Source organism: Thermanaeromonas sp. (assembly GCF_021890735.1).
Classification (GTDB): Bacteria; Bacillota; DSM-521; order Neomoorellales; family Neomoorellaceae; genus Thermanaeromonas.
Map to the genome: position 1 here is coordinate 1 of NZ_JAKKUR010000041.1, position 12,639 is coordinate 12,639.

12 protein-coding genes are annotated in these 12,639 nt (G+C 47.6%); all 12 read left to right on the plus strand.

Annotation, left to right across the window (positions count from 1 at the left end):
* The first annotated feature begins 46 nt into the window (after nt 1-46).
* Entirely contained in the window at nt 47-715 is a 669-nt protein-coding gene (locus L5656_RS07505; protein ID WP_297201338.1) for a branched-chain amino acid ABC transporter permease, read from the plus strand.
* Nucleotides 716-728: 13 nt separating this feature from the next.
* Nucleotides 729-1,598, plus strand: a complete 870-nt coding sequence (locus tag L5656_RS07510) for a branched-chain amino acid ABC transporter permease (protein WP_297201309.1) — start codon at nt 729-731, stop codon at nt 1,596-1,598.
* Nucleotides 1,595-2,356 (plus strand): ABC transporter ATP-binding protein, encoded by a 762-nt coding sequence (locus L5656_RS07515; RefSeq protein ID WP_297201312.1) that lies wholly within the window; start codon nt 1,595-1,597, stop codon nt 2,354-2,356. Before L5656_RS07510 ends, L5656_RS07515 begins: the two co-directional genes overlap by 4 nt.
* 2 nt (nt 2,357-2,358) lie before the next feature.
* Entirely contained in the window at nt 2,359-3,057 is a 699-nt protein-coding gene (locus L5656_RS07520; RefSeq protein ID WP_297201313.1) for an ABC transporter ATP-binding protein, read from the plus strand.
* A gap of 35 nt (nt 3,058-3,092) precedes the next feature.
* Nucleotides 3,093-4,199: a zinc-binding dehydrogenase gene (locus L5656_RS07525; RefSeq protein WP_297201316.1), complete on the plus strand. Its 1,107-nt coding sequence runs from the start codon at nt 3,093-3,095 to the stop codon at nt 4,197-4,199.
* A 19-nt stretch (nt 4,200-4,218) separates the two neighbouring features.
* Nucleotides 4,219-5,250: a uroporphyrinogen decarboxylase family protein gene (locus L5656_RS07530; protein WP_297201320.1), complete on the plus strand. Its 1,032-nt coding sequence runs from the start codon at nt 4,219-4,221 to the stop codon at nt 5,248-5,250.
* Between the two features lie 32 nt (nt 5,251-5,282).
* Nucleotides 5,283-7,136, plus strand: coding sequence for an FAD-dependent oxidoreductase (locus L5656_RS07535; protein ID WP_297201323.1), 1,854 nt, complete (start codon nt 5,283-5,285; stop codon nt 7,134-7,136).
* Nucleotides 7,137-7,228: 92 nt separating this feature from the next.
* Nucleotides 7,229-8,347, plus strand: a complete 1,119-nt coding sequence (locus L5656_RS07540) for an ABC transporter permease (protein ID WP_297201327.1) — start codon at nt 7,229-7,231, stop codon at nt 8,345-8,347.
* Nucleotides 8,347-9,282 carry an ABC transporter permease gene (locus L5656_RS07545; RefSeq protein ID WP_297201330.1) on the plus strand — a complete coding sequence of 312 codons (936 nt, stop codon included), beginning with the start codon at nt 8,347-8,349 and terminating at the stop codon, nt 9,280-9,282. Before L5656_RS07540 ends, L5656_RS07545 begins: the two co-directional genes overlap by 1 nt.
* Nucleotides 9,283-9,328: 46 nt before the next feature.
* A complete protein-coding gene (locus tag L5656_RS07550) occupies nt 9,329-10,372 on the plus strand; it encodes a BMP family lipoprotein (RefSeq protein WP_297201333.1) in 1,044 nt (347 codons plus the stop codon).
* Nucleotides 10,373-10,415: 43 nt separating this feature from the next.
* On the plus strand, nt 10,416-11,942 hold the full coding sequence (locus L5656_RS07555; protein ID WP_297201335.1) for an ABC transporter ATP-binding protein: 1,527 nt from the start codon (nt 10,416-10,418) through the stop codon (nt 11,940-11,942).
* Nucleotides 11,943-12,494: 552 nt separating this feature from the next.
* Nucleotides 12,495-12,639 (plus strand): LacI family DNA-binding transcriptional regulator (locus L5656_RS07560; protein WP_297201341.1); only part of this gene is annotated, 145 nt, incomplete at its 3' end.

The following is a 12,639-nucleotide window of genomic DNA, read 5'->3' on the forward strand; positions in this document are numbered from 1 at the left end:
TCTAAGAGAGCAGGAGATTTAACGAGCTAGAAGCAAAATTATTGAGATAGGAGGTTTTTTAGGTTTAGCCGCTGAACTGGTGGCCTTCCGGCGGTTGCGCAACAAAAGGAGCCCTGTAATTTATTATTTCGTTTCTTCCATAACCTTAGGGATGCTTCTAGAAAATATTATCGCCATCTTTTTTAGCACCAATTTTTATTCCTATCCCAACTTTTTCCGGATCAACACGTTAAGATTGGGACAATTTATCCTAAACTTTCCCGACCTTATTATGTTTTCCATCTCCTTAACCGCACTAGCTATCCTGGCTTTTATTATCTATCGCACTAAAGTAGGTATGGCTTTGCGGGCGGTATCTTATGATCTAGATACAGCGAGCCTTATGGGTATAGATGTATTGAGGATCATTCAGTTGGCCTTCTTTTTAGCTGGGTTCCTAGGTGGGATAAGCGGGGTGTTTCTAGGGATAAGTTACACCCTTTACCCCCAGCTAGGACAGATGGTGGTTAAAGGTTTTATCGCCTCAGTCATCGGTGGACTTGGGAGTCTGGAAGGAGCTGTAATAGGGGCTTTCCTCTTAGGTTTAATTGAGATTCTCTTGATTAAACTAGTGGGTTCTGCTATTTCCCCGGTTTTTATCTTCTGCATTATGCTCCTCTTTTTACTGCTTCGTCCCCGGGGTATTGCAGGCACGCACGTTCAGGAAAAAGCATAGGGGTTGGATTTTTATGGATATGTGGTCTTCCATCGCTATTTTTACCGCCATTAATGTGGTAGCGGTAACAGGTGTATTTGTTCTTACAGGGTTAACAGGGCTCTTTTCTCTAGGACAAGCAGCTTTCATGTGTATAGGTGCTTACACAGCAGGATTGCTGGCTACAAAATATGGCTGGAGTTTAGCCCCGGCGGCTGTGGCGGCTGTGCTCTTGGGGCTTGTTGCAGGGTTTATTGTAGGCTTACCCACTATAAGGCTGCGGCGGGACTATATATCCCTGGTCACCTTCGGTTTTGGAGAAGCTATAGCAGCTTTTCTTAACCAGGCCGTGAATATCACTGGTGGCGCCATGGGTTTATCAGGTATACCTCGCTGGACTACCTTGGAGCTGGCCTTGGTATCTGCCCTAGTCTGCCTCTTCTTGGTATGGGGCTTCAAAAATTCACGGTACGGCAGGCAGTGCTTGGCTTTGCGCAGCGATGAGCTCGCCGCAGCGGCTATGGGAATTAACGTAAACCGTGTAAAAATGATCGCTTTTTTGCTTTCAGCAGCCATCAGCGCTTATGCAGGTGTGCTTTATGGTTTCTATACAAGTTACGTAGAACCTGTTATGTTTGGGTGGACTAAGTCGGCCGAATGGATCATCATGGTTTTCTTTGGGGGTATAAACAGTTTAAGTGGGGCCGTTTTTGCTAGCATTTTTTTGACTGCTCTGCCGGAAATTTTGCGGGCAGCTTCTGAGTGGCGCATCGTGGCTTACTGCACCATAGTGCTCTTCATCCTTAACTTTAAACCTACAGGACTTTTCGGCCAGTATGAAATCTCCCTCCAGAAACTGTGGGAAGTATGGAAAAAGAAGGCAAAGGATGTGGAGCCTTTATGATATTAGAAACGATAGACCTAAATAAGCGGTTCGGAGGGGTTACGGCGGTAGTAGATTTTTCCCTTAAATTACCTCCCGGGGCTATTTTCGGGATTATCGGGCCTAATGGGGCTGGGAAGACAACTATTTTTAACCTCATCTCCGGTATCTACCGCCCCGACAGCGGCAAGATCATATTTCAAGGCTCTGATATCACTGGCCTTGAGCAGCACCAGATCGCCAGGAAGGGTATAGGGCGGACCTTCCAGAATATACGCCTCTTCCGGGGGCTTACAGTATTAGAGAATGTGTTGGTCGCCCTGGACCCGGGGGCTCCTTACGGATTAGGGGAGAGCCTTTTATCCACTCCCCGGAAGTTTAAGATTGAAAAATCCTTACGTGAAAGGGCTCGGCACTATTTAAACATAGTGGGGTTAGATAAGTTTAGAGATTTAGCTCCCGAAAGCCTCCCCTATGGGCTAAGGCGTAAGCTAGAGATCGCCAGGGCCCTGGCTACCGAGCCCCAAGTGTTGCTTTTGGATGAGCCGGCGGCCGGCCTTAATCCTAGTGAAGTCAGGGAGCTCATAAGTTTAATCAGCGATTTAAACGGTAATCAAGCTCTATCCATCCTTCTTATAGAGCATAGAATGGAAGTTGTAATGCAGCTTTGCCAGTGTATATACGTGCAGAATTTCGGTCGTACTTTGGCTATAGGGCCGCCGGCGGAAATCCAGCGCCATCCCGAAGTTATCAAAGCTTACTTGGGGGAAGAGGAATAGCTATGTTAGAGGTTAGCAATTTAACTGCCGGGTACGGCGAGATCATAGTTCTGCATAATGTCTCTTTAAAGGTTCAGCGCGGCCAGATTGTAAGTATTATTGGTGCCAATGGGGCAGGGAAGACCACCTTGCTTAATACTATATCCGGGCTAGTTCAACAGCGTCAGGGCTCTATCAAATTTTTAGGAGAGGAACTTCCTCGCCAGCCCCACGCTGTGGTACGCAAAGGGATTGTGCAGGTCCCAGAGGGCAGGAAGGTCTTCGCCGGCCTTACGGTAAGGGAAAACCTCATCCTGGGCGGCTATTCTTTGAAACATAAAGATATAGAACAAAATCTAGAGCGAGTTTATGAATTATTTCCGGTACTTAAGGAACGGGCCGCCCAATATGCAGGTACTCTGAGTGGGGGAGAGCAGCAGATGCTGGCTGTGGCCCGTGGTTTAATGTCTAATCCGCAGGTGATGCTTTTAGATGAGCCTTCCCTGGGTTTAGCACCTAGAGTAGTGAATACTATCTTTACCATTATCCAAAGGATACGGGAAGCTGGTGTTACTGTGCTCTTGGTAGAGCAGAATGCCCGTAAGGCGTTAAAGCTTTGCGATTATGCTTATGTATTAGAGAACGGCCGTATAACCTTAGAAGGAACAGGCCAGGCCCTTATGGACAACCCTAAAGTCCGCCAGGCATATTTAGGGGAATAAGTAGAGACTTCACCTAGCAGAGGAGAGATATTATCATGAAGGCGCGAGTTTGTGTATTAGAGAATTTTGGGCAACCGCTGGTAGAAAAGAAATTATCTATACCTCCCCTCCAGCCTGGCCAGATGTTAGTCAAAATCGAGGCGGCAGGTATTTGCGGAAGCGATGTACACATATGGCAGGGAGAAGACCCGCGGGCCAAACTTCCTATGATCCTGGGCCATGAAGGAGTAGGTAGGGTAGCTGATGTATCAGGAGCTAAATTAACTGTAGATGGGCAAAGGGTAGAAATAGGCGATCTCATCTTCTGGAACCGGGGTATATCTTGCGGTTCTTGCTACTATTGTACAGTAGCCAAAGAACCTGCTTTATGCCCCTATCGTACAGTGCAGGGTATAAACGTATCTTTAATGGAGCCTCCCTATTTAAACGGGTGTTATGCTGATTATATTATTCTTCCGGCTGGAGTGGATGTGTTTAAAGTTCCCCCAGGGATAGATCCGGCAGTGTTGGTGGCTGCTTCCTGTTCAGGGGCCACAGCAGCCCATGGGTTTGATCTTATACGGCCAGGGATAGGTGATACAGTGGTGGTATTGGGGCCGGGGCCTCTAGGTCTTTTCTCAGTAGCTTTGGCCCGGGATTATGGGGCCTCCCAGATAATTTTGATCGGTGGTTCCGCAGGGCGGCTTAAAGTAGGCCAGGAGTTTGGAGCCACGATAGTGTTGAATCGGCGGGAAGTGTCTTTGGAAAAAAGGTGCGAGATAATTTTGGATGTTACTCGTGGTCGAGGAGCCGACGTAGTTGTAGAGGCAGCAGGGACTGCCGAGGCTTTGAAGGAGGCCATAACTTTAGCCCGCCCTGGGGGAACGGTTTTAAGCATAGGTTCCAGCCAGCCGGCTGGTACCTTTGAGTTTGATGGGTACAGGGATTTAGTACGCCGGAACTTAAGGTTACAAGGAGTGTGGGTCAGCGATACCCGTCATGTATTCCAAGCTATGCATCTAATTCTTAAATACCCCCACCTTTTTGCCCGCCTTATTACCCATAGGTTCCCTTTAGAGAAAGCCAACGAGGCCTTAAAATCTATGCGCCAGCGGGAGGCTATTAAAGCCGTTCTTCTTCCCGGACAAGATTTATCAGGATAAGAGCTAGGAGGGTTTTTCTTTGCTTCCCCTAGAAAGGATGCAAGCTATAGCTAAAGGAGAAATTCCAGATAGAGTTCCGTTTGTACCTACCATTTATGAGCATGCAGCAGCCCTTATTGGAGTCACTCCTTCCGCTATGGCTAGAAGTGCTGAACTTATAGTAAAAGGGCAATTAAAGGCCTATGAACTATATAGACACGACCTGGTTACAGTAGGCGTGGATATTTATAACGTGGAAGCCGAGGCTCTAGGTTGTACTGTAGCTTACAATACAGAAGAACCTGTTGTCCCGGCCATTATATCCCACGTGCTAGAGGAGAAGGCTACCTTAAGCAGGCTCTCTTTACCCGATCCAGAAAAAGATGGCCGCATGCCCCTTCTTTTGGAGGCAGCCAGCCGAATCAAGGAAAAATTAAGGAAGGAAGTTCTGGTAGGAGCAGCTATCGTAGGCCCCTTCACCCTGGCTGCCCTCCTTAGGGGTTATGAAGCTTTGGTCTTGGACTTAGTAATGGATCCGGGTTTTGCGGGAGAGCTATTGGACTTTACTACCGAAGTAAGTTTTGTCTTTGGTAAAGCCTTTATTAAACGGGGTGTAGGATTATCCATAAATGAATCTTGGATAGCTCCTCCTTTACTTTCGCCCCAACTTTATGCTGAATATGTCTACCCCCGACATAAAAGGCTTATAGAACGGCTTAAAATGGTAGGAGCACCCAGCATAGGGCTAATAAGCGGTGGAAATACCACTGCCATCGTGGATTGGCTCGTACGAACGGGTTCTTCCATCCTGGTGGCTGACTATGGTACAGATCTTGCCACTTACAAACTTAAAGCCCAGGCCGCAAATATAATATTACGAGGTAACATCCAGGCCGCCTTACTAGAAACAGGTACCGAAGAGGAGATCGCTGCCCAGGCCCGGGAGGTTTTAAACTTAGGTGCCCCTGGGGGCAGGTTTATTCTCGGCTGCGGTGTAGTACCTTACCATGCGGTACCGGAAAAGATATTATTCCTTAAAAAGATAGCGGAAGAGTATAGATGGGGAAATTGAAAAGAAGCTTATAAAGAGGTGACAAGGCTGATATGCAGTTTTATTCCTGTGATGTGTTAGTAGTAGGTGGTGGAGGTGCCGCCTTGCGGGCCGCCATCGCTGCTCAAGAGTATAACCCTAGCTTAAAGGTGATCCTTGCTACCAAGGGGGTTTTAGGGCGGAGCGGGGTTACAGCCACAGCTTGTTCAGACCGTATGGCCTTCCATGCCACCTTACCCCATACTCCCCCCGGTGGTCCAGATAACTGGCGGTACCACGCGGAAGATATTTACCGCCTAGGAGGCATGGTATCTGATTGGGACTTGGCAGTGATATTGGCTAAATCCTCAGCGGAAGCTTACGATTACTTGGATTCTTTGGGTGTACCCTTTGTTAAAGATGAAAAGGGCTTTCCCCGCCAATTTGTTACCGATGGTTCCGAGTATCCCCGCGCTTGTTACACAGGCCCTAAAACCGCCATCCATATAGAACAAGCCCTTATACGTAAGTTAAAAGAACTACCGGTTGAAGTTCTTAACTTTACCATGATCGCTCGTCTTCTGGTAAAGGAGGGACGAGTATACGGAGCTTTAGGTATAGATACCCGCGAAAGATATGATGTTGAACGGGCCTTGAAGGTGATAAAAGCTAAAGCAGTGATATTGGCTACTGGGGGAGGGGGCCTTGTTTTTAAAAACAATGTTTATCCCTGGGGGATGACGGGCGATGGCTACGCCTTAGCCTATGAGGCTGGCGCCGAACTGGTAAATCTAGAGTTTATTCAGATCGGGCTTGCCTCCCTAAAGACGAAACTTAATTGTTCAGGTAGCATGTTGCGGGCTATCCCCCGTTTTGTAAACGATAGAGGGGAAGAATTTTTATTTAAATATATGTCCCCAGGTACTACTCCTTCTTCCCTGTTTAATTTAATATTCCGTAAAGGGGCTAGCTGGCCTGTAACCTATGAGCATCCCACTCACATGGTAGATGTAGCGGTGTACCGGGAGATAATGGCCGGCCGCAGGGTATTTTTAGATTATACTCAAAATCCGAAGGGTTTCTCCTGGGAAGATCTAGATTACTCTAATATAGAGAGATATTTTAAAGAAGCTAGCCGAGATCTAGGAGACGATGCGCGGAAGACGAGCCCTTTAGCGAGGCTTGCTGAGATTAACCGGGAGAGCATGGAGTGGCTAAAAGAGCGGGGAGTAGATCTTGAGTCAGGAGACCTTATAGAGGTGGCCCCCTGCATCCAACATTTCCAGGGGGGTATAAAGATAAGGCAAAGGGGCGAGACAACCGTAGCGGGGCTTTATGCCGCAGGTGAGGTGGCGGGCGGCCAGCACGGCGCTAACCGGCCTGGTGGAAATGCCCTTCTGGATACCCAAGTCTTTGGCCGTTTAGCAGGAGAAGCGGCTGCTGCTAGAGCCCTTAGTATGCCGGAGAAAGAATTAGCAGGTGTAGACCAGGGAGAGAAAGACGAAATCCGGCTTTTAGTAGAACATATGAAAGAACTTAAATCTGGTGGCGATATTGAGGCAGGACCTTTCAGACAGAGGCTTCAAGATCTTATGGACCGGGCGGCTAGCGTGATCCGGATTGAAGAGGGCTTAAGCCGGGCTTTAGAGGAACTTAAGGAGCTTAAAAAAGTAAAATTAAGAGCCGATGATCACGGGCTAGCCTACGCCCTGGAAAACGAAAAAATGCTTCTGGTGGCCGAGATGATCTTACGAAGCGCCCTCTTAAGGGATGAGAGCCGGGGCCCTCACCTGCGTTTTGCCACCTGGGATGCTCCCCATCCTTTACCCCGCCGGGACCCGGAGTGGCAGAAATATATTGTAATTACCCGCCCTGGAGAGGAGATGAAGCTAGAGATAAGAGAGCCTGTACGGCCTGTTAAAGCATAAAAAGTTCTCTAAAAGGTTCCTGATTTAGCAGGAATAAAAATAGTTATGTCGAATAAATTAACACTAAAATAATTCTTTAGGGGAGTGGATGTGTGAACAACCAAATAGCTAAATCCTGGTTTGTTCAAGTATTAATTCTCCTGGGGGCCTTAGCAGGGGCTTTATTGATAGGTGCTATCCTCTTAATTTTAGCTGGCTCCGACCCTATAAAAGCTTATAGTATTATGTTTACAGGCCCTATAGGGAGCGAATTTGGCCTCACAGAAACCCTGGTACGTGCTACGCCATTGCTCTTAGTAGGGCTTGGAATAGTTATATCCTTCCGGAGCGGTATCCTGAATATAGGTGGGGAAGGGCAAATACTCATGGGAGCTATAACAGCCTCGGCTGTAGCCTTACTCCTTCCCGGGTGGCCTAAGGTTATACTCTTACCTCTAGTCTTGTTAGCTAGCTGTGTCGCTGGAGGCATATGGGGTGGTATCGCAGGCTGGTTGAAAGCGCGCCTTGCGGTTAACGAGATTTTAAGCACCGTTATGCTAAATCAGATCGCCCTTCAATTTTATCTTTATTTGATAAGGGGTCCCTTAATCGACCCCCAAGAAGTAGCCTATGGTACCGGGGTACCGCAGACAGCTATGGTTCCTGAGCAGGTCTGGCTAACCCGTTTGGTGCCGGGTATGCGCCTGCATACAGGCTTTATATTAGCCCTTATTTTAGCTATCGTGGTATATATATTCTTATGGCGTACTACCATCGGCTACCGTATGCGGGCTGTGGGTGCGGGACCAGAGGCCTCGCGCTATGGAGGAATTAGGGTTGAATTTTACCTTATCTTAGCTATTGCCCTGGCTGGCGCTTTTGCCGGTCTGGCAGGGGCGGTAGAAGTACTAGGTGTTCACCATCGCGCCCTGGAGTCCCTTTCGGCTGGATACGGGTTTAGCGGGATAGTAGCAGCCCTTTTCGGTCGGCTCCATCCCTTAGGTACTATTCCGGCAGCTATACTGTTAGGAGCCCTTATTTTAGGGGCAGATATGATGCAGCGGGCTGTTAACGTACCGGCGGCCATAGTTATGGCTATCGAAGGCCTCGTTATCCTGTTTGTAGTATCTAGCGATCTGCTGCTCCGAAAACCCGAATTGTTAACACGTATTTTTACCCGGTATATTTCTACTCGCATTAAACAAACAAAGGAGGCAGGAACTGGAGTATAATGGAAGACGTAATCAGTCAGGGTTTAATAGTCGGAATATTGGCTACGGGAATCCGTTTAGCTACTCCCTTTTTATTGGCAGCCCTGGGTGAAATGTTTACCCAGCGCTCAGGAGTGTATAACCTCGGTATTGAGGGCATTATGCTCATGGGAGCCTTTATGGGGTTTTTCGTAACCTGGCGGACTGGGAACCCTTATTTGGGCATCCTTGTAAGCTTAGTTGTTGGGGCCTTAATGGGTTTACTTATGGGCATAGTTAGTATAACCTTTAAGGCCGAACAGGGTATAAGTGGAATTGGCTTATATATGTTTGGCTGGGGTTTATCTGGGCTACTCTTTAGGCTTTATGTGGGGGCCATAACCGCTATAGAGGGCTTGCGTCCTTTAAGAATACCTGGTTTAAGCGATATTCCATATATTGGAACAATATTTTTCTCCCACAACTGGCTTGTGTATCTAGCTTACATTTTAGTCCCTATAACCTGGATTGTTCTTTATAAAACTACCTGGGGGCTTAAGGTCAGGGCGGTAGGCACTACACCAGAAGCAGCCGATACTTTAGGCGTAAGTGTAGATGGTATCCGCTACCAATGTTTGATCCTGGGAAGCATGTTAGCAGGCTTGGCAGGGGCTTATCTCACAGTAGGACAGGCCAACATGTATGCGGACTATATAACTGCTGGTAGAGGGTTTATTGCTGTGGCCCTGGTTTACTTTGGCCGCTGGAGCCCTCTGGGGATCCTTGCAGGATCGCTACTTTTTAGTATGGCGGACTCTTTCCAGCTATGGGTTCAAGTGCTAGGTATTAGCGTGCCTTATGAGCTAGCAGTAATCCTGCCATATGTAATCACTATAGTGGCACTGGCTGTATCCTTCGGCCGCGTTTGGGCGCCTGCAGCATTGGGTAGGCCTTACGAACGTGGAACCCGAGGGTAAAAGCAATAATTTTAATATTGGAATGAAAGGAGGACCCAATTAAGGTATGAAAGAATGGAAGAAAATTTTAACTATCCTGGTGGCTGTCACGTTTTTAGCCACGCTAGCTGCCTGTGGCGGCAAACCTGCTACCGAAACCAAGAAGGAAGGGGAGACCAAACAGCCGGAAAAGATACGTATCGCCTTGGTCCTCCCTAGCACTGTAGATGATATGGCCTGGAGCCAGTCCATGTATGAAGGTCTTAAAGCTGTACAAGAAAAATTAGGTAAAGATAAGGTAGAAATTGCTGTAAGCGAAAGGTTGGGCGATGCTGTCAATGCTGGAGCAGCCATTAGGCAATATGCCAGCCAGGGGTATGACATTGTAATAGCCCATGGCGCTCAGTATCAGAGCGTACTCCGGGAGATCGCCGCTGATTTTCCCAAGACCACCTTTGCCTACGGGACCGGTTTCCAAACAGCGCCTAACATCTTCGCCTATGATCCTCAGGCCCAAGAAGGCGGGTATCTTTTAGGTATACTGGCGGCTAAGATGACCAAGTCTGGTATAGTAGGTATAGTAGGCCCTGTAGAATCTGGTGATGCCATTAAATATAATAACGGTTTCCAGCAAGGAGTGGCTGCTGCTAAACCCGATGTAAAGGTTCGTATTGCCTATACAGGTTCCTTTAACAATATCGTAGGAGCAGGAGAGCTGGCCAAAGTTCATATGGATGCGGGCGCTGATATCCTTACGGGTTCTTCCCAGCAAGCTGTAGGTGCTATACGTGCGGTGGCCGAGCGTAGTGGTAAATACTGGCTATCCACTGATATGGATCAGAGCAGTATAGCTCCTAATACGGTGCTGGCGGCCCAAGTTTATCATTGGGAAAAAGTGGTTGAAAAGATGGTAAGCTTGAGGAAACAAGGGGTACTCGGCGGCCAACACTTGATGCTCTCCTTTGCTGATGGCACCTTGGAGCTAAAATATAATCCCAAACTAGCTGACAAAATACCCCAAGAAGCCAAAGATGCCGTGGAAAAAGCCCGGCAGCAGATTGTAAGTGGTAGCCTAAAGATAGAACTTCCTAAGGAGCAACCTAAAAAATAGGGGAGTATTAAACTAAAAAGATAAAAGGAGAAATGGTAGTCTGATGGCTCACGAAATCAGGCATGTTGAAATGCGGGGGATCACTAAAAGATTCCCTGGAGTATTGGCTAATGACCATGTTGATCTGGAGATCAGAGCTGGCGAGGTACTGGCCCTTTTAGGAGAAAATGGCGCTGGTAAAAGCACTTTGATGAGCATCCTTTACGGCCTTTACCAGCCGGATGAGGGGGAAATTTTAATAAACGGGCAACCGATAAAGATAACTTCTCCCCGGGTAGCCCTAGAACTTGGTATCGGAATGGTGCACCAGCATTTTATGCTGGTGCCCACCCTTACTGTAGCCGAAAACGTGGCCCTAGGTCTACCTTCTCCTAAAGGACCTTTGTTGGACCTTAAGGCGGTTAGCCAGAAGATTAAAGAGATCTCCGACGCTTATAGCCTGGCCGTAAATCCAGATTCTTATGTCTGGCAGCTCAGTGTAGGCGAACAGCAGCGGGTAGAAATAGTCAAGGCCCTTTATAGAGGGGCTAGCCTGCTCATATTGGATGAACCCACTGCTGTTCTTACTCCACAAGAAGCTAATGAGTTAATCGCCCTGCTTAAAAGTATGGCTAGGCAGGGCAGGCCTATAGTATTTATAAGCCATAAATTAAACGAAGTTATGGCAGTAAGCGATAGGGTAACCGTTCTGCGGGATGGCAGGGTGGTAGCTACCCTAAAAACTTCTGAAACCTCACCCCAGGAGCTGGCCCGGCTTATGGTGGGGAGGGAGATGGCCCCACGGGTAACAAAAGGGCAACGCTCTCCAGGAAAACCTGTCTTGGAGCTTAAGGAAGTCTGGGCTCCTAGCGATAAAGGAACTCCAGCCCTTAGGGGAATATCTTTAGAGGTTAGGCAAGGGGAAATCCTAGGTATAGCAGGAGTCTCTGGTAACGGTCAAAAGGAGCTGGCCGAGGTAATAAGCGGGCTTAGAAAAGTAACTAGAGGCCAGATCCTTTTAGAGGGAAAGAATATCGCTAATTGGCCCCCAGAGAAGATTATTAAACAAGGGCTAGGATATATCCCTGAGGATAGGCTCCATGTCGGTATTATACCGTCCTTTACCGTTTGGGAAAATCTTATACTCAAAGACCATTACCTTCCACCCTATGCCAAGGGTATATTCCTCAATAACTCGGGCATAAGGTCACGGGCCGCCTCCTTGGTAGAAAGCTTTGGAGTTAAAACCCCGAACTTAGATACACCTACCGGTCGCCTTTCCGGCGGCAATATACAGCGGGTGATCCTGGCCAGGGAAATTACACGCAACCCCTCGGTCCTGGTGGCGGCCTATCCTGCTCGGGGATTAGATGTAGGAGCTACTGAATATGTTCATTTAAAACTTATGGAAGCCAGGGACAAGGGTATGGGAGTACTCCTGATCTCAGAGGATCTAGAAGAAATTATGACCTTATCCGACCGTATTGCCGTAATATATGAAGGGCAGATCATGAGGATCATGGATGCGGAGGAAGCCGAGGAACGCACCTTAGGGCTTCTTATGGCCGGCATCAGGCAAATAGCTTCCTAAGCAGTAAATAGCCTTAAATACCAAGAACATGAAGGGCAAATAAGAAGAATAATCTTAAATTTGTAAGGCTGTTGGCCGAAAGGGAAGGTCAGCAGCCTTTTTTACCTATACTTAATTGTGAACTTTAGAACGAAAACGGAGTAGAAACGGAGAGGAAGCGGAGGGATAGGGGGAGAAAGGAGTTAAATGTAGTTTAAGATGTCGCCCAGCGATTTTGACACGGGCGTTTCACAAAGCAGGTGTTACTATGTCTGAAACAAAAATGCTTAAAACCCGCGGCGTCAACCGCAACCGTTTTATTGTCGATGCTGTAGCTGAAAAACTGCGCGGCAAGGACAGGGTGACCTCCTCATGGGATATTTGATAGACACTTGCGTGTTAATCGATAAGATTTTGATAGAAAAGTGAAAAAAAGAACTTATTTAACCAGCAGGATTTTATCTTTAGACAGCGAATATATTACATCGAAGATTGTTGAAAGCGCTTCCAAACTAGCAAATGTGAGCGCTGTGAATCAAGCTATGTCTGCTGTCTTTATGGAGTGACGCAGGTTTGCCGACCATTTATGATGTAGCTAAAGCGGCGGGGGTATCCATTGCTACAGTTTCGCGGGTTCTAAACGGTTATCCTTTTGTAGCCGAAAAGACGCGGGAGAAAGTCCTGCGGGCCATGCAGGAGTTAAATTATTCTCCGAATT

Excerpts from the sequence above, each read along its gene's own strand:
- L5656_RS07525 (WP_297201316.1), top strand. The coding sequence starts at position 3,093 with ATGAAGGCGCGAGTTTGTGTATTAGAGAATTTTGGGCAACCGCTGGTA.
- L5656_RS07515 (WP_297201312.1), top strand. The coding sequence starts at position 1,595 with ATGATATTAGAAACGATAGACCTAAATAAGCGGTTCGGAGGGGTTACG.
- L5656_RS07555 (WP_297201335.1), top strand. The coding sequence starts at position 10,416 with ATGGCTCACGAAATCAGGCATGTTGAAATGCGGGGGATCACTAAAAGA.
- L5656_RS07520 (WP_297201313.1), top strand. The coding sequence starts at position 2,359 with ATGTTAGAGGTTAGCAATTTAACTGCCGGGTACGGCGAGATCATAGTT.
- L5656_RS07550 (WP_297201333.1), top strand. The coding sequence starts at position 9,329 with ATGAAAGAATGGAAGAAAATTTTAACTATCCTGGTGGCTGTCACGTTT.
- L5656_RS07535 (WP_297201323.1), top strand. The coding sequence starts at position 5,283 with ATGCAGTTTTATTCCTGTGATGTGTTAGTAGTAGGTGGTGGAGGTGCC.
- L5656_RS07510 (WP_297201309.1), top strand. The coding sequence starts at position 729 with ATGGATATGTGGTCTTCCATCGCTATTTTTACCGCCATTAATGTGGTA.
- L5656_RS07545 (WP_297201330.1), top strand. The coding sequence starts at position 8,347 with ATGGAAGACGTAATCAGTCAGGGTTTAATAGTCGGAATATTGGCTACG.